This window comes from Arthrobacter sp. TE26545, from assembly GCF_056279005.1.
In genome coordinates this window covers 542,127-557,150 of record NZ_JBWBQM010000001.1, presented here as the reverse complement: position 1 = coordinate 557,150, position 15,024 = coordinate 542,127, and the positions used below count along the sequence as shown (strand labels likewise).

The 15,024-nt window shown below is 63.0% G+C and carries 16 protein-coding genes and 1 pseudogene; 5 read left to right on the top strand and 12 right to left on the bottom strand.

Annotation, left to right across the window (positions count from 1 at the left end; genetic code table 11):
• Window positions 1-972: 972 nt before the first annotated feature.
• Window positions 973-1,305: a helix-turn-helix transcriptional regulator gene (locus ACZ9CK_RS02545; RefSeq protein ID WP_476049154.1), complete on the bottom strand. Its 333-nt coding sequence runs from the start codon at window positions 1,303-1,305 to the stop codon at window positions 973-975.
• Window positions 1,306-1,509: 204 nt separating this feature from the next.
• Here ACZ9CK_RS02545 and ACZ9CK_RS02540 point away from each other — a divergent pair, with 204 nt between their 5' ends.
• Complete coding sequence (locus ACZ9CK_RS02540) at window positions 1,510-2,553, top strand: HNH endonuclease signature motif containing protein (RefSeq protein WP_476049153.1); 1,044 nt, start codon at window positions 1,510-1,512, stop codon at window positions 2,551-2,553.
• A gap of 825 nt (window positions 2,554-3,378) precedes the next feature.
• On the opposite strand, the gene ACZ9CK_RS02535 is transcribed toward ACZ9CK_RS02540, so the two are convergent.
• From ACZ9CK_RS02535 to ACZ9CK_RS02520, 4 genes are all read right to left on the bottom strand, one after another.
• The gene (locus tag ACZ9CK_RS02535) at window positions 3,379-3,663 is read right to left on the bottom strand and encodes a hypothetical protein (protein WP_476049152.1); all 285 of its coding nucleotides are present in this window, start codon (window positions 3,661-3,663) and stop codon (window positions 3,379-3,381) included.
• Between the two features lie 354 nt (window positions 3,664-4,017).
• Window positions 4,018-4,497 (bottom strand): helix-turn-helix domain-containing protein, encoded by a 480-nt coding sequence (locus ACZ9CK_RS02530; RefSeq protein WP_476049151.1) that lies wholly within the window; start codon window positions 4,495-4,497, stop codon window positions 4,018-4,020.
• Entirely contained in the window at window positions 4,494-5,045 is a 552-nt protein-coding gene (locus ACZ9CK_RS02525; RefSeq protein ID WP_476049150.1) for a hypothetical protein, read from the bottom strand. The genes ACZ9CK_RS02530 and ACZ9CK_RS02525 overlap by 4 nt, the downstream gene beginning before the upstream one ends.
• Before the next feature lie 99 nt (window positions 5,046-5,144).
• Window positions 5,145-5,303: a hypothetical protein gene (locus ACZ9CK_RS02520; protein ID WP_476049149.1), complete on the bottom strand. Its 159-nt coding sequence runs from the start codon at window positions 5,301-5,303 to the stop codon at window positions 5,145-5,147.
• 205 nt (window positions 5,304-5,508) lie between these two features.
• Here ACZ9CK_RS02520 and ACZ9CK_RS02515 point away from each other — a divergent pair, with 205 nt between their 5' ends.
• Together ACZ9CK_RS02515 and ACZ9CK_RS02510 are read left to right on the top strand one after the other, a co-directional pair.
• The gene (locus ACZ9CK_RS02515) at window positions 5,509-6,168 is read left to right on the top strand and encodes a hypothetical protein (RefSeq protein ID WP_476049148.1); all 660 of its coding nucleotides are present in this window, start codon (window positions 5,509-5,511) and stop codon (window positions 6,166-6,168) included.
• Window positions 6,158-7,303: a tyrosine-type recombinase/integrase gene (locus ACZ9CK_RS02510; RefSeq protein ID WP_476049147.1), complete on the top strand. Its 1,146-nt coding sequence runs from the start codon at window positions 6,158-6,160 to the stop codon at window positions 7,301-7,303. The genes ACZ9CK_RS02515 and ACZ9CK_RS02510 overlap by 11 nt, the downstream gene beginning before the upstream one ends.
• Window positions 7,304-7,307: 4 nt before the next feature.
• On the opposite strand, the gene ACZ9CK_RS02505 is transcribed toward ACZ9CK_RS02510, so the two are convergent.
• A complete protein-coding gene (locus ACZ9CK_RS02505; RefSeq protein WP_476049146.1) occupies window positions 7,308-7,619 on the bottom strand; it encodes a hypothetical protein in 312 nt (103 codons plus the stop codon).
• Here ACZ9CK_RS02505 and ACZ9CK_RS02500 point away from each other — a divergent pair.
• Window positions 7,618-8,814, top strand: coding sequence for an FUSC family protein (locus ACZ9CK_RS02500; RefSeq protein WP_476049145.1), 1,197 nt, complete (start codon window positions 7,618-7,620; stop codon window positions 8,812-8,814). The two genes, ACZ9CK_RS02505 and ACZ9CK_RS02500, sit on opposite strands and share 2 nt — an antisense overlap.
• Here the strand turns inward: ACZ9CK_RS02500 and ACZ9CK_RS02495 are convergent.
• Window positions 8,786-9,685 (bottom strand): alcohol dehydrogenase catalytic domain-containing protein, encoded by a 900-nt coding sequence (locus ACZ9CK_RS02495; protein ID WP_476049144.1) that lies wholly within the window; start codon window positions 9,683-9,685, stop codon window positions 8,786-8,788. The genes ACZ9CK_RS02500 and ACZ9CK_RS02495 overlap by 29 nt on opposite strands.
• Window positions 9,686-9,790: 105 nt before the next feature.
• Between ACZ9CK_RS02495 and ACZ9CK_RS02490 the strand changes: the two genes are divergently transcribed.
• On the top strand, window positions 9,791-10,186 hold the full coding sequence (locus tag ACZ9CK_RS02490; protein ID WP_476049143.1) for a winged helix-turn-helix transcriptional regulator: 396 nt from the start codon (window positions 9,791-9,793) through the stop codon (window positions 10,184-10,186).
• 139 nt (window positions 10,187-10,325) lie between these two features.
• Here the strand turns inward: ACZ9CK_RS02490 and ACZ9CK_RS02485 are convergent.
• The 5 genes and pseudogenes from ACZ9CK_RS02485 to ACZ9CK_RS02465 form a co-directional block, all read right to left on the bottom strand.
• Window positions 10,326-11,167, bottom strand: a pseudogene (locus tag ACZ9CK_RS02485) (aldo/keto reductase).
• 117 nt (window positions 11,168-11,284) lie between these two features.
• The gene (locus tag ACZ9CK_RS02480; protein WP_426302206.1) at window positions 11,285-11,755 is read right to left on the bottom strand and encodes a hypothetical protein; all 471 of its coding nucleotides are present in this window, start codon (window positions 11,753-11,755) and stop codon (window positions 11,285-11,287) included.
• Window positions 11,733-12,392, bottom strand: coding sequence for a bacterial proteasome activator family protein (locus ACZ9CK_RS02475; RefSeq protein WP_426302205.1), 660 nt, complete (start codon window positions 12,390-12,392; stop codon window positions 11,733-11,735). Before ACZ9CK_RS02475 ends, ACZ9CK_RS02480 begins: the two co-directional genes overlap by 23 nt.
• A 64-nt stretch (window positions 12,393-12,456) precedes the next feature.
• Window positions 12,457-12,672, bottom strand: a complete 216-nt coding sequence (locus tag ACZ9CK_RS02470; RefSeq protein ID WP_426302204.1) for a YbdD/YjiX family protein — start codon at window positions 12,670-12,672, stop codon at window positions 12,457-12,459.
• Entirely contained in the window at window positions 12,672-14,960 is a 2,289-nt protein-coding gene (locus ACZ9CK_RS02465; RefSeq protein ID WP_476049142.1) for a carbon starvation CstA family protein, read from the bottom strand. Before ACZ9CK_RS02465 ends, ACZ9CK_RS02470 begins: the two co-directional genes overlap by 1 nt.
• Window positions 14,961-15,024: the final 64 nt, after the last annotated feature.

Genomic DNA, 15,024 nt, shown 5'->3' with positions numbered 1-15,024 from the left:
CCTGTACAGTGCGGAGCCCGAGCTTAGTGCTGCTTTGATCGACAGCCTCCCGGGCCGCGGCAGCGAGTCAGATGTGAAAGACCTGGCGGGGGCCCTTTTCGGAAGCGTCACGCGCCTGGGTCGCGACCCCATCAAAATCGGCGCGTCACTGCTGAGGGCGCTACTACCTCGCCCTGAGCTGCCTCGGCCTTATATACGTGACACCAGTATGACCAAACGACCGTCGGCGCAAGGGTGGGTTTATGGGTTCGCGTTGTACGAACTCTGGCCGTGTCTACCTGCCGATCTCGCATTGAGGGCATTGGACTCATCCATAGAGTACTCCCGGATGTGGGACGCGTTCACCGCGCGAGCGGCTGTTCATCTAAGACTGGGGGACCTCGAATCAGCTCGCCGAGATTTAGGGGTTGCGTTGGCGGGACAGCAGGGTCATGGGCTGGTCTCCCCGCCGGCGCCTAGTTTCTGGGCGCCGGTGCTCAGGCCTTTGCGGGCTTTACTGGACGATGGCCTCTCAACGGAGACGCAATTCGCGCTGTGGAACGCTATCTGGGACGCAAAGGATGCTATTCCATCGGACCGAAGGGACATTTTCCGACTTCGGCCCGTTCTAGATAGGGACCAACGAAGGCTAGCCCGGGCTTCGTGGACGTTGTGGCAACGTATGGGGACGTTGGATGTGGCTTATCTCGCGCAGTGTGCGACTGACGTGGCCGTTTCGATCTACCCGAGGTCGCCCCGGCACGGGCTTACGGCCTGGGACTTTCTTGCACGAGGCATTGCTCCAACACCCGTTGATACAGATCTATTGACAGCGATCTCAGAGCACCTCCAAGTCCACGACTAGTAATGCCACAAACTTAAAAACGTTCCATTCGTCGGGTGTGGACCTACTCGCAGCCTTGGCGTTGACTGATCCGTCGCAGCAGTCGACTGGCTGCAGCGGCCAAAGGCAATCAAATGCCAATTGGCCGGTCAACGACGCGGCTTGGCGCTGGGCTTTTGCATTGCGCGTCGCCCGCCGCGGTACGGGCTGCTTGATGCAGCCCCATTCGGCGCAACGAAGAGCTCCTCGACATCGCATTCAAGCACGGAAGCGATGTCCCACAGGCGCTCGTAGGCGACACTTTTCCGGCCCCACTCGATCCCAATGATCATGTTGCGGCTCAGTCCAGATTCCAGCGCCAGCGCTTCCTGCGAGAGCCCCTGCTCGAGGCGTAATTCCCTGATTCGCGAACCCACCATCGTCCTGCGTTCGGTCCACCGCCGCGTCTGCTCCTCGGAGGACTGGTGCGGGCGGGTGGGCATGAATCAATGCCAACCAATAATGTCAGCATTGTCTGCTCTACTAGTGATACATGCATGATCGCCGTTGGTCATGCCACTGAAAGCGCGGTGCGGACAATGGAAGACGATGATTCCCGAAATGACCGGAAAACGCCGGTCCGGTCCTCACAAGCCCGCAGGACTGCCAGTACTACGTCGCGGCATCGAAACGTCGGACCTCCGAAATTGGACCGCGAACGCTTCTACGAAAAAACACGCCGCGCAGCGAACGGATGCCTGCTCTGGACAGCAGGCATGAGCAACCGCGGGTATGGCAAGTTTGTCCTCAACGGCAGGACGATGGCCGCGCACCGTGTTGCTTGGTTCCTTGAATACGGTGAGATCCTCGCCCCCGAGCAGCTGATTCTTCATTCCTGCGATACAAGGGCATGCGTGGAAATCACCCATCTAAGGGTAGGTACACACGCCGAGAACATGGCAGACCGAGCCGCCCGCGGCCACTACAACACCTCTCGGGGACTAAACAACCCCTTTGCCCGATTCAAAGATGACGACGTGGCCCGCATGCGAAGCATGATCGCCGACGGAATCAGTCATCGTCAGGTTGCCGATGCGTTCCACTGCTCCCGGTCATACGTCAATCTCATTGCTGCAGGCAAACTGCGAAAACTCCCAACGAGTGAGCCTTCACCTGCGGTGTTGGCCCGGCGTGAGCAGGAAGCCAAGACAAGGGCCAACCAGATAAGGGTCTCGCAGATCACTTCGGTTGTTCATCCGAATGATGAGATCGAGGGGGAAGAGTGGCGGCCAACCCAATTCGATGGATACTGGGCCAGTTCGCTGGGGCGGATTCGAGGCCGGAATAAGACCATCCTCAAGCCCTACATCACGGTCTTGGGCTATGCCGTCGTGCATTGCGGGAAAGGGAACCCGAGAGGGGTGCACTCCCTCGTGTGCGAGGCATTCCACGGTGCACCACCTGCCGCCGGCATGCACGCCGCTCATCTTAACGGGAAGCCCTTGGATAACAGGCCTGACAACCTTCGTTGGGCTACACCGCTCGAGAATATCGGGCAAGACAGGCTTCGGCATGGGACGGTGCCGCGAGGCGAGAATCACGCCCTCGCGAAGCTGACACAGGAAAAGGCCAGGGCTATCCGCGCTCAGCTTCCCGGCCCGCGTGGAACCATCAATCGCTTGGCTCGCGAGTACGGCGTATCGAAAAGCTCGATTACCAGCATCCGCGACAACATCACATGGAAAGAGTAGCCGGCTTCCCAAACGCTGATGCCAAGAACTCATGCTAAAATCCTCTGCTCGGACGGAGGCCACAGCGGGTCTGAAAAACGCTCCCGCTTCTCTCTCGTTGCGAACCACGGTGCCGGGTCGGTCTGAGTCCTCACCTTGGCTGAACCTCGCACGACTCTGTGCTGCCGCTGGGCTGCGTCTCATTCCGGAGACGGCCTGGTCGGACCCGCCCAGGGTCGGGACGGGTATCGCCTCCATCATTTCCCGGCGGACGACCGGGAGAGAAACGAATCCTTAGAGATGGCCGTCGATCGGCAGATTTTCACGAACGGGTTTCCCGAGACAGCATCAGCGATCACGGGGCGCCCCACAGCAAGGGGGTGGGGGTGGACCCCCACGCGACCAACACCCAGCCCGGCGGTGATAGCGCCCCCGGTCGCGTACGGGTTCCAAAGTCATTAAATATGATTTAATACTGCATCTTGGGATTCGGAGCGAACGTTGCCGCGACCCTGTACTCTTCATCGGGGTCGGTCGACCGGGCAAGACCGCGCCGCCAACAAAGCGTCCACTGACGACTGCCAGGTCGAGGTCCTCTTTGACACCGCGCACCGGTTGCGGCTGAACGGCAACCCTTCCGGTGCCCACTTCCGCGGCCGCATGCGGTCGGCGGTGCGACCACGAGATTCTGCAGACAGCCGAGGGCCGGATTGGCGACCAACGAACTCACAAACCGGCAGCCGTCCTAATGTATGCCAAGGGCGGATTTTTTGACACTCCAGCGGAAATCGGGGTTCATGTACCCGGATCAAATACCGTTGTCAGAAAATAGCCACCGAAGGCCTCCTAAAGGCCCTTCTCGGGATCGACCGACAACGCGAATTCGGCTCCGCGGCGCGGTGAGTTGGACCACCACCGATTGGGCTCGGCGACGGGGAAATCATCGACGATGGGCTGGCATTCGCGGCAGGGCGGCTTGGACCGGGAGAATCCCAGCTGATGCCCCCAGCCCGCCTGGGCGGCACAAGGACCGCAAAGTCCCAGCTTCACGTAGTGCCGTTTCATGGCGTCCCACGTCCGGGTCTGCCGAATCGTCTCCGGAGGATCGTCGTAGGACATGGACTTGATCATTGTTTCTCCTTCGGGGTTCTTGTGGTGTTTGCAATGGCACGGCGATGCCGCTGAGAAATAGCTGGTCTAAGGGCGGAGCTGGCTCCGCCCTTCGGGCTGCGCTGCGCTCCGCTTTCCTGGACCAACCGTTCGTTGATCCCGGTTTGCGGCCGGAATAGCGACCCCGCCGTCAAGGCAGGGGCTTTCGATTCCGAACCAGTGGTAGTGATGGCCTGCCCTCAGGCAGGGCCATCTTCAACCGGCTCCATCGTCAAGGCCGCTACGGCCATCAATGAGGTAGTTGTAACGAGGTAGTTCCCATAAGGTAGAACTCCTTTGAGGTCGTTCTACCTGGGGTAGTTAAAGGTGAGGTAGTTAGGAACCGGGATTTTCGGGGTACCAAGTGGGGTAATACTCGGGGTAGACCTCCGCCTCCAAATCAGGGGTAGCTGACCCGACTTCTTCGGCCTGGGTGGTGCAGATTTCCAGGGTGGCTGCCGATCCATGAAGGGCCGGGGCTTCACCGGAGGAAGCCCCGGGCGGAAGCGTTTCCTCCACGGTTGCATCCGCAACCGGGATGGTGATGGTGTAGTTGATCGAGTTGTTGTAGCGGCGCTCCTTGTACAGGTACCCCCTGTCTTCCGCCAACTTGGTGTGCCTGGTGACGGTATCTGTCGTATTCAGACCTGCTGCCTTTGCGAGCTTCTTCAGGGAGGGGTACGCCTCGCCCGTATCGTTGTCGGCAAAGGTTGCCAAGGCCCAGCAGATGGCACGGGTCCCCGGCGGAAGGTCAGAGTTGGCAATCGCCTTGGCGTACTGCAGCGGCCTGGCCTGCCGGCGGGGGAGTTCGCTCACTGTTCCGCCTTCGCAATCAGTAACGCGAACCCGCAAGACCCGCCGGTCCGCTCGTCCACGTAGAGCGCGATGTACCCGTCCAGCTCGAGTTCCATCAGGGTCTCGAATACGGCGGGATCCCTCCGGTACCGGCCGAGGGCGGCGTTGATCCGCTGCCAGTTGGTGAGAGCCACACGTCCGATGCCAACATCGCGGGCAATTACCCCCGCCACGTCGAGCGCGTCAGAAGGCAGGCTAGGGTCATTGGCAATCGTCGTGAGCCAGAGGTCAACGTAGGGATCGCACGCGGCGAGTGCGAAGGTGCGGTCGCCGTAGTCATTCCAGGTCGACTGCTCGCACGGACGCTTCGCCCGCTCCTCCGCAGACAACGGGTCGGTCAGGGGAATCATGAATACCTCCATTTGTTTGGTTGCAAGGGTCACGGGAGTGAAATCGCGCAGCGGCGAATCGATCGGCTGTAGTTGCAGGCCGACGGCAGCGGCCCGGGATGGCGCCAAGGAGCGCACATTGAAATCGGTGAGTCCCAGAGGAGACCTGATTTGGCCCAAGTGGTCAGTCAGCTGAGACAGACCTGGATGGACGGCCTTAGGGACGGATAGCAATGATTTGGTGGGGCTGGCAGACCGTCCATCACCACCAACGAAGTCTCATGACGACCGCTGCTGGCGAGCCCAGTTCACGACGTCGTCGATGAGGTAGCGGCACTGGGAACCAAACTTGTGAAACCGCGGCCCCCTGGCGCGGCCAGACTGGGCCAGCCACTTCTCGGAGACGTTGAGGTACGCCGCCACCTGCTTCCTCGTCATGTAAGGCGACGCCGGCGGCTCAGCCGCGCCCTTCAAGGTCCCCCGGACCTGATCATTTTCCAAAGTCGATCTTCCTTATCTCGAAAGCACAGCCTCCTTGGTAACAAAACTGTGCAATGAGGAAAACTTTAAGCACAGTCTTCCTGGCAGTCAAGATGTGTTTGACACCCTTTTCTTGCCAATTGCCCTGTGTTACGATGGCGACATGGACATCCTCGAACTGCCGCCCCTCGGACCCAACGTCAAATACATTGGCCCGGAAAGCGGTCCAGAAGAGGAAAAGTTCAGGGACGGCGGGAAGAATTACCCAATACTGTGGGCGCGGTATCGCGTTCACGGCCTGAAAGTACAAATTGGATGGGTTGTTGGGCATGACATGGGTAGCTTTCGCGAGCCCAACAAGTTGTGGATAGATTTCGACTCCTACGACTATGCGCTTGCCGAAGACGATGAGCGCACGTCAATGCAACAAGCCTTTGACGGCATCACAACGAAGGTGCTGCGTTCCATCCCTATGGCACACGCGCGTGCCCTCATGCGCGACCGCTATGAGCAACTGTCCGTGGCGGACGTCCGAAGAGATATGACGCCCTTTCCAGCCCGGGTCGAGTCGGACGAAGACTATGTTCACGTTGCGTCCGCTTATGTCGCCCTCGGCGAGGTTTCCGTGGAACCGATCAAGAGACTCTCGGAATGGACGGGCGAGAGCGCTGATACGTGGTCCGCCAGGCTGCGGCGGGCCCGGGCCAAAGGCATCCTCGAAGGCAAGGGACGCCAGGCCCAAATTGCGCCCGCCTATCTAAGACAACGCGAGGAGATCTGGGCAGCCATGCGCGCGAGGAAGAACAAGCCAGATGGCGGTTAACAAGCTCACCAGCGGTGTGAAGCGCTGGCAGGCCGACTGGACCACGGCTGACGGCAAGCGCCAGCGGAAAAGGTTCACCACGAAACGCGAGGCCGAGGAATTCCTTCACACCACGATGCAGTCAATTCGGGGAGGAACCTTCATTGATCCCCGCGCGGCCGGCAAGAAAACCGTCGGCCAGCTCTACGGGGACTGGATCGAGCGGATTGCTGCTGTCGGCGCAAGAGGGAGGAAACCAGCAAGCCCCAAGACTCAGGACAACTATCACCGGTGCTACGAGAACTACGTGAGCCCCCGTTGGGCTCATACGCCGGTCGGCAATGTCCGGTACGACGATGTGGCCACCTGGATCACGACCCTCAAGGGTCGTGATGGGCGGCCCGCCGGCACGACCACCCGGCGGGAAGTCGCACTCTTCTTCGGTCGGCTGATGGGCCACGCTGTGAAGCAACGCTTGCTCCCCAGCAATCCTGCCAAGGACCCCATTGGACAAGCTGACTACATCCCAGCCCGTGAGAAGCAGCGCGCGCACGTCTACCTGACAATGACCCAGCTGACCACCCTTGCAGCCGAGTGCGGCGATTTTGAACTCCTCGTCATGGTGGCTGGCACCTGCGGCCTGCGATGGGGCGAGATCACGGCCCTCACGCGAGACGACCTGGATCTTGGCCCGACACCGTCCATCCTCGTCCGAAAGGCGTTCTCGGAGGTTGGAGGAAAGCTCTTGCTTGGGCCTACCAAGGGCGGGGACAGCCGGGTCGTACCTATTCCCCGGCTGATTGCACAGCGGCTGGAGGCTTCGATTTCCGGCGAACCTGGAAACTCACGGGTGTTTAGTGGTGCCCGTGGGTCGGCCCTGCGGAACAACACCTGGACCAAGCGTCATTACGCGCCAGCAATAGACAGGGTTGCAGCGAAGGATTCTTCGTTTCCGAAGCCTACGTTCCACGACCTCAGACACACGGCCGTGAGCCTGGCGGTTAGCGCCGGCGCAAACATCAAGGTGGTCCAACGCATCGCCGGCCACGCCAGCGCGACAATGACCCTGGATACATATGCCGGCCTCTTTGACCATGACCTCCATGACAGCGCCGGGCGGCTGAACAACGCTCTCGAGGGGTTGGGCTGGAAATAGTTCGTCACTTTTTCGTCACCACGGCGGACAAACTCTCGTACATCATGGGCAGATGAACTCTCACTCGTAATGAAAAGGTCATCAGTTCGATTCTGATAGGAAGCTCGGAAAAGCCCCGCCATTCCTTGGAATGGCGGGGCTTGTTTGTTTTCTGCCGCAGTTCAGGGCCGGCAACCTGCAGTAATTCCGCGGCAACGTGCACGAAATGATTCCCGGCTACGTTTTGGGTAGCCCCTGCAAAGCCAGTGGGGCGTGCCCCGATTGCGATGCCGCTGCCCGTCGCATGGCGGGCAGGAAGAAGGAATTCCCCAGCCATGGCCAACCGCCTCCTGCCGTATCTCCGCGCCGGATACCACCGATGCAAGGCTTCCATCAGCCAGTCATTCGTGATGGCTCTGTGTGCAGTGACGGCCTATCTGTTTGCTGAGCATGTGCTCGGCCACGCCAGTCCTGTGTTCGCCGCCGTTGCTGCACTGCTCACACTGCAGTTCTCCGGAGACTGGCGCACGCGCAGAGCTTTGGAGGTGGCCATCGGGTGCATGCTCGGCGTGACAGCGGGCGTATTGCTCACCCACATCCTGGGGAACGGCCCGGCACAAGCAATCCTGATTGTTTTCGTTGCCACGTTGATGGCCCGGTTCCTCAACAAGGGCGCAGTATTCGCCACACAGATGGCGATTCAGGCAGCCCTCGTGGCGATGATCCCCTCCGCCCAGGGTTCTTCACTGCACACGATCCTCGATGCCTCGGTTGGCGGGGCCATCGCCTGGATTGCCACGGCCGTTGTGCCGACAGTGCGGCTCAAAAGGCCGCGCGAAGCCATCCGCAAACTGACCCATGAAATCTCCGCTGTGCTTCTCGGCACCTCGGAAGCACTCGAGGCGAACGATTCAACCCTGGCGTGGCACGCCCTCATACGGGCACGGAACAGCCAATCCGTCATTGTCGAAGCCAAAGAAGTCCTGGGCAAGGCGCGGGAAGGAACCATCATCTCCCCGTTCCAGTGGCGCCACAGGGAGCACATCCGGCGTTCTTTGCTAACGGCGGAAAAGCTGGACCTTGCGCTCAGGAACAGCCGTGTCTTCAGCCGACGACTCACCCACTCCATCAACAGTCTGGCCCTCCCGGAGGAGGGAGCGCTCCAATTTTCGCGCTTCCTGAAGCACACGGCCCAGCTCGTGGCCGGGCTCGGCGAGAACTACTGCGAGCGGGACCCGAAACGCAGGGAGTCCGGAATCCGGCAAACCCTGAGCCAGCTGATGCACTTGGCGGCTGAGCTGGCGCCGGACCGCTTCCACGCGGCAACGGTGGAGGGCCAGGCCCTGATCCTGACGTTCCGCCCATTCATGGTCGACCTGATGGAAGCCGCCGGCGCCACCCACACTGAAGCCCTCGCAGCACTTCCGAATTTGGCGTCCTTCGGCAGTCCTGCCGAGGACCTTGACCTGCAGCCCTCCGCGGCTCAACGATCCGCAGCTGCGTCTACGGCACCAGGACGTAACGGCCCCTGACGCCTCCCGCCGCCACGGCGGCAATCGCCTCGGCAGCCCGTTCCAAAGGCCAGGCCGCGAACACCCGGGGCGCCAGCACGCCGTCGGCCGCCAGCTCGAGGTGCGCGGCCAGTTCGCTGCTCTCCGGCACCGCGGTGAGTGCCGTCGTCACCACCCGCTCGGAGACCGGCAGTGCCGGCGGAACCAGCCCCACGTACGTCCCGCCGTCGGCCACGGCGTCCACCGCCGGCTCCCCCAGGGCAGCGGCATCCAGCACCGCATCGAAACGGGCCTTCCCGAGGCTGGCGATGATTTCCTCGGCGCCGGCCTCCTGGAGGAAGCCGACGTCGGCAGGCCGGGCGAGTGCCGCGACCCGCCAGCCTGCGCGGCGGGCCAGGGTGACGGCAAGGCCGCCGACCGCGCCCGCCGCCCCGGTGACGAGCAGGGTCCCGGACGGCTCCCCCGCGAGGGCGATGGCCTGGGCGGCAGTCGAGGAATTCAGCGGAATGGTCGCCGCCTCGACGAAGTCCAGGGCCTCCGGGATGACCGCGAGCGAGGCGGCGGGCAGTACCACCCGGTGGGCGAAGGTGCCGCGGGCTGAAACGAAGTCGCCACGGAATCCGGCGACCCGCACACCCGGGGCCAGTTCCGGCCGTTCAGCACAGACGCCGGCCCCGACGGCGAGCACGGTTCCCGCAACATCCGCGCCGAGCCCGATCGGGGCGTCCGCCGGCACCCATCCCAGCTCCCGCGGCACGCCGGCCTCGATCATGGCGTCGACAGGGTTCACCGCGGCGGCCCGCACCTCGAGCAATACCTCGCCCGGGCCGGGCGCCAGCTCCTCCAGTTCGGCGAGCTCGATTCCGTTGGGCGTGGCAATGGCTGTCTTCATTTGTCCTCCTTGAAGGATTGGCGTGTTTTCCTATCCGATCCTTCCGGCCTTACTCTCTTTTGGTAAGTAGGCACCTGAGAGTGCGTATCCCCCATGGAGGTAAGCATGGCCACGACCACGGCGGCGCAGCGGCGCGCGGCGCGGAAGCACGACTACGATGCGTACCTGGCGGCATGCCCGAGCCGCCAGCTCCTGGAGCGGATTTCAAACAAATGGGTGGTCCTGGTCCTCACCGAGCTGGGAGACGGACCTGCCCGGTATTCCGAGATCGCCCGGGTTGTAGCAGGGGTGAGCCAAAAAATGCTGACCCAGACCCTGCGGAACCTCGAACGTGACGGCATGGTGCACCGGGACATCGAAGCTACCGTCCCGGTGACGGTGACCTACTCCTTGACGGAGCTCGGAAGTTCCCTGCTGAAGGTCATGGGCCAACTGAAGCTCTGGGCCGAAGACAACATGCCCGAGGTGATCGCCGCCAGGGGACGCTACGACGGCATGTAGCTGCACCGGCAGGGCGCGCGAGGCGGGGCACGCAAAAGGGGTCCGCACTCCATGAGCGCGGACCCCTTCGTGGACCTTGCGGGACCTTGCTGATCTTCCAGGACCTTGCTGATCTTCCAGGTCCTTGCTGACTCCGGGACTAGGCGAAGTCGGAAACCGCCGGGTCCGGGCCGATGCGGCCGTCGGCGCCCCGGTCCAGGCCGTTGATGGCCTCGATGTCAGCGGCGTCAAGGGTGACCCCGAGGGATTCGAAGTTCTCTACGATCCGGGATTCGGTGACCGACTTCGGGATCACGACGTTGCCGATGGCCAGGTGCCAGGCGACGACGACCTGGGCCGGAGTTGCGCCGTGTTTGGCGGCGATGCCCGCGATCGTCTCGTCCGCCAGCAGCTCGCCGCCTTGGCCCAGCGGGGACCAGGCCTGGGTCAGGATGCCGTTGGCGGCATTGAATTCACGCAGCTCCGCCTGGTTGAAGAAGGGGTGCAGCTCGATCTGGTGGATCGCCGGCACCACTCCGGTCTCGTCGATCAGGCGCTGCAGGCCCTCCTTGCTGAAGTTGGAGACGCCGATGCTCTTGACGCGGCCGCGCTTCTGCAGCTCAATGAATGCCTTCCACGTGTCCAGGTATTTGTCCTGCTTGGGCTGCATCCAGTGGATCAGGTAGAGATCAAGGGTCTCGAGGCCAAGGCGGTCCAGGGAGGCCTCGAACGCTTCAAGCGTGGACTCGTAGCCCTGGTCGGCGTTCCACAGCTTGGTGGTGATGAAGATTTCTTCGGGTTTCAGGCCGGATGCTGCGATCGCGCGGCCCACACCAGCCTCGTTGCCATAGATCTTGGCAGTGTCGATGTGGCGGTAGCCGGCCTCGAATGCCTGGCGGACTACCTTTTCGGCTACATCGTCCTCAACCTGCCACACCCCGTAGCCGAGCTGGGGAATGGAGTTGCCGTCGTTAAAAAAGTCAGATTTGGAGACGAAGTCATGGGCCCATCCTGCCAGCCCCGACGACGCCGGAGCCATGGTTTTCGTAACAGCTAAGCTCGGCGCTTAATTCCGGTCATGCGGGAATAATCCGTTCCCGTTCCCCGGAACTGCACAGGCTAGCCTCGCATCAACCGCTCGGCTTCATCCACGTGTTCATGGACGGCTTCGGCCCGGCGTCGCACGGAGGCCGCTCCCAGCGGTGCCGCAGGGACGGCGAGGCGCAGCATCGCGGCGGCCTCCGCCGTCGTCGCCAAGGAGTTCCCCGCCTTGGACAGGGCACGGTGGACACCAGCCAGCTGCCCCGGAATGTCCAGGCCCTCGCTGGGCGCGAGCCGCTGGGCCTCGATGCACACTCCGCGCACCCGGGCGGACAGTTCCGCGAGCTCATTGGCGATGACAACGAGCTCACCGTACAGTTGCTCGTCCTCCACGCCTTCCAGCACCTGGTGGTACCGGTCCAGGCCACGGTGGAAACGGTCATGGGCGCGCCGCCACAGGCCCTTGCCGAGTTCGGCGTCATCCCTCCGCCCTTGGCGGAGCTCCCCAAAGAGACCCAAGCGAAGCTCAGAGATACTGGCCGGGGCCATGGTCCGGATCGTCGATACCGCTGGGCTGGCCCTTGCCGGGCTCGCCCTTCTGGGCGGGAGCCCGCTGCGGTTCGCCGTTGGCCCCGATCACCACGCCGGGCGCGATCATGGTCCCAGGCGGCAGCTGCCGCAACTGCATCTGCGCGGTGGCACGCTCCCGGGCCGCCTGCTGCGCGGCGATGGCGGCCTGGATGCCATGGAAGAGCCCCTCCAGCCAGCCCACCAGCTGGGCTTGTGCAATTCGGAGTTCAGCGTCCGACGGCGGAGCGTCCTCCGGGAGCGGCAGGCTGATCCGTTCAAGTTCCTCGACAAGTTCCGGCGCCAGGCCGTCCTCGAGCTCCCTGATGGACCGTTCGTGGATCTCGGCGAGCCGGCCACGGGCGGCATCGTCCAAGGGGGCTGCCTTCACTTCTTCAAGCAGCTGCCTGACCATCGTCCCGATCCGCATGACCTTCGCGGGTTCATCGATCAGGTCCTGAAGGGAACTCGGTTTCTTTCCCGCGGGCTTGTGTCCGTTGCCCTTGGCTTCTGTGGTTTCCGCAGCCTTTGCCGCGATGTCCTCTTCCAGGGTGGTTCCTTCCACCGGAATGTCATCAGAGCTGTTGCTGCTGTCCTGAGGGGCGTCCACATCACTCATGGCTTCATACTCTCATGCACCGCAAGCCGTCCGCCGCCCGTTTCCTCACCCCTGCATGCTGCGTTCAACAACATCTCCCCTGCGGGTCCGAGTCTTGGCGGTCCATCCGGTCCCGCCAGAACTGCTTCTCAGTCATCGGCGCCACAGGATGGCCGCAGGCCTCATGGTGTTCCAGGTATTTCCGGTAGGCGTCAGCCCCCATCACACCCCGGAAATATGCAGCGAACCCCCGGAGCCCGCGTCGCAGCGTTTCCGCCACCGGTTCCGTTAGCGGCTCCATCAGTGGTGTCCCGGCCGGTCGAGACGCTTGGCCGCCGGGACCTTCGCCCAGGCCGCGGCGAGTTCGCGCTCTGCCGCCGTCGGGAACAGCCCGGACGGGGCGAAGACCCGCGACGGCCGCGGAGCGTCCTCGTGGTTGCGGCCGCCGCCGTCTCGGAAAGCCTTCAGCGTGGCAAGAATGGCGGTGATGATCACGATGATGCTCAGCACCACGAAGACCACCGAGAGGACCCCCTGCACCATGGTGTTGCGGACAACCGCTTCCATGGCCGCCTCGGTCTTGGCCGTACCGAAGGAGGTCTTGCCGTCTGCCAGGGCCTTGGCGAAGGCGGCGTTGTTGGCGAAGTAGCCCACCGCGGGCACCGGGGAGAAGATCTTGTGGAAACTCGCGGTGATGGTCACGACGGCGGCGAATGCCAGCGGCACCCCGACAATCCACAGGAACTTGAAGGATCCCTGTTTCGCGGCGATGGCCATGCAGACGGCAAGCGCGATCGCGGCGAGCAACTGGTTGGCGATGCCGAACAGCGGGAACAGGGTGTTGATCCCGCCCAGCGGATCCGTAACGCCCATCAGCAGCACGGCTCCCCAGGCACCCACCATGATGGCGGTGCACAGCCAGGCGCCGGGCCGCCAGGACGCTTCCTTGAACTTCGGGATGAAGTTGCCGATGGAGTCCTGCAGCATGAAGCGGGCAACGCGGGTGCCGGCATCCACGGCGGTGAGGATGAACAGTGCCTCGAACATGATGGCGAAGTGATACCAGAACGCCATCATTGCGGTGCCGCCGATGAACTGCTGCATGATGTGCGCCAGGCCGACGGCGAGGGTCGGCGCGCCGCCCGAACGCGAGACGATGCTCGGCTCGCCGACGTTCTGGGCGGTCTGCGCGAGGTCTGCCGGAACGAGGTTGACTCCGGACAGGCCCAGGCTGTTGACCCATTGCGCGGCGGTTTCCACCGTGCCGCCCGTCAGGGCAATGGGAGCGTTCATGGCGAAGTAGATGCCGCGGTCGATGGAGATTGCGGCCACCAGGGCCATGATGGCGACGAACGATTCCATGAGCATGCCGCCGTAGCCGATAAAGCGGGTCTGGCGTTCCTTCTCCACCAGCTTGGGGGTGGTGCCAGAGGAAATCAGGGCATGGAAACCGGACAGGGCACCGCAGGCGATGGTGACGAACAGGAACGGGAACAACGCCCCGGAGAACACGGGGCCGTTCTCCCTGCCCGCGAATTCGCTGAAGGCCGGCACGGTGATTTCGGGGCGCACCACGATGATGGCCACTGCCAGCATGACGATCACGCCGATCTTCATGAACGTGGACAGGTAATCCCGCGGCGCGAGAAGCAGCCAGACCGGCAGGATGGCGGCGATGAAGCCGTAGACGATGATCCCCCACGCGATGGTGGTCTTGTCCAAGTGGAAGAAGGAGGCACCCCACGGTGTGCCGGCCACCATGCCGCCGCCGATGATCGCGGCCATCAGCAGCACGAAGCCGATGATCGAAACCTCCATGACCTTGCCGGGCCGGATGAAGCGCAGGTAGACACCCATGAACAGCGCGATCGGGATGGTCATGCCCACCGAGAAGACGCCCCACGGGCTCTCGCCCAGGGCGTTGACCACCACCAGGGCCAGGATGGCCACGATGATGATCATGATGAGCAGCGTGGCCACGAGGGCCGCCGTTCCGCCGATCACGCCGAGTTCTTCCCGCGCCATCTGTCCCAGGGAGCGGCCGCCGCGGCGCATGGAGAAGAACATCACGAGGTAGTCCTGGACAGCACCGGCAAGGACAACGCCGATGATGATCCAGATGGTTCCCGGCAGGTACCCCATCTGGGCGGCGATGATGGGCCCGACCAGGGGACCGGCGCCTGCGATCGCGGCGAAGTGGTGGCCGAACAGCACGTTCCGGTCCGTCCGGACGTAGTCCTTGCCGTCGGCCTTGTATTCGGCCGGAGTGGCCCGGCGGTCATCGGGTTTGAGCAAGTAGCGTTCGATCACCCTGGAGTAGAAGCGGTACCCGATGAGGTACGTGCAGACGGCCGCGAAGACGAACCAGACAGCGTTGACGGTCTCGCCGCGGACCAGGGCAACCATGAACCAGGCCACCGCTCCGAGCAAGGAAATCACCGCCCAAAGGGCGATCTTCCCGGGGGTCCAGCGCCTCTCCTCGGCTTCCCTGACGGCGTCGTCAACGGCGGGCGGCGGCAGCTCCGGATCGAGTTCCAGGACGTGTGCTTGCCCGGTTTCCGGGTCGTTCCTGTTCGGTTGTGTACCCATGGCTCCTCCTTGAGACCGGTTCCTTGAGAACAGTGGTGTGGCGTTAGCCGCACTGTAGCAAGGC

Excerpts from the sequence above, each read along its gene's own strand:
- ACZ9CK_RS02545 (WP_476049154.1), bottom strand. The coding sequence starts at position 1,305 with ATGCCCACCCGCCCGCACCAGTCCTCCGAGGAGCAGACGCGGCGGTGG.
- ACZ9CK_RS02535 (WP_476049152.1), bottom strand. The coding sequence starts at position 3,663 with ATGATCAAGTCCATGTCCTACGACGATCCTCCGGAGACGATTCGGCAG.
- ACZ9CK_RS02520 (WP_476049149.1), bottom strand. The coding sequence starts at position 5,303 with ATGACGAGGAAGCAGGTGGCGGCGTACCTCAACGTCTCCGAGAAGTGG.
- ACZ9CK_RS02515 (WP_476049148.1), top strand. The coding sequence starts at position 5,509 with ATGGACATCCTCGAACTGCCGCCCCTCGGACCCAACGTCAAATACATT.
- ACZ9CK_RS02510 (WP_476049147.1), top strand. The coding sequence starts at position 6,158 with ATGGCGGTTAACAAGCTCACCAGCGGTGTGAAGCGCTGGCAGGCCGAC.
- ACZ9CK_RS02500 (WP_476049145.1), top strand. The coding sequence starts at position 7,618 with ATGGCCAACCGCCTCCTGCCGTATCTCCGCGCCGGATACCACCGATGC.
- ACZ9CK_RS02505 (WP_476049146.1), bottom strand. The coding sequence starts at position 7,619 with ATGGCTGGGGAATTCCTTCTTCCTGCCCGCCATGCGACGGGCAGCGGC.
- ACZ9CK_RS02495 (WP_476049144.1), bottom strand. The coding sequence starts at position 9,685 with ATGAAGACAGCCATTGCCACGCCCAACGGAATCGAGCTCGCCGAACTG.
- ACZ9CK_RS02490 (WP_476049143.1), top strand. The coding sequence starts at position 9,791 with ATGGCCACGACCACGGCGGCGCAGCGGCGCGCGGCGCGGAAGCACGAC.
- ACZ9CK_RS02480 (WP_426302206.1), bottom strand. The coding sequence starts at position 11,755 with ATGGCCCCGGCCAGTATCTCTGAGCTTCGCTTGGGTCTCTTTGGGGAG.
- ACZ9CK_RS02475 (WP_426302205.1), bottom strand. The coding sequence starts at position 12,392 with ATGAGTGATGTGGACGCCCCTCAGGACAGCAGCAACAGCTCTGATGAC.
- ACZ9CK_RS02470 (WP_426302204.1), bottom strand. The coding sequence starts at position 12,672 with ATGGAGCCGCTAACGGAACCGGTGGCGGAAACGCTGCGACGCGGGCTC.
- ACZ9CK_RS02465 (WP_476049142.1), bottom strand. The coding sequence starts at position 14,960 with ATGGGTACACAACCGAACAGGAACGACCCGGAAACCGGGCAAGCACAC.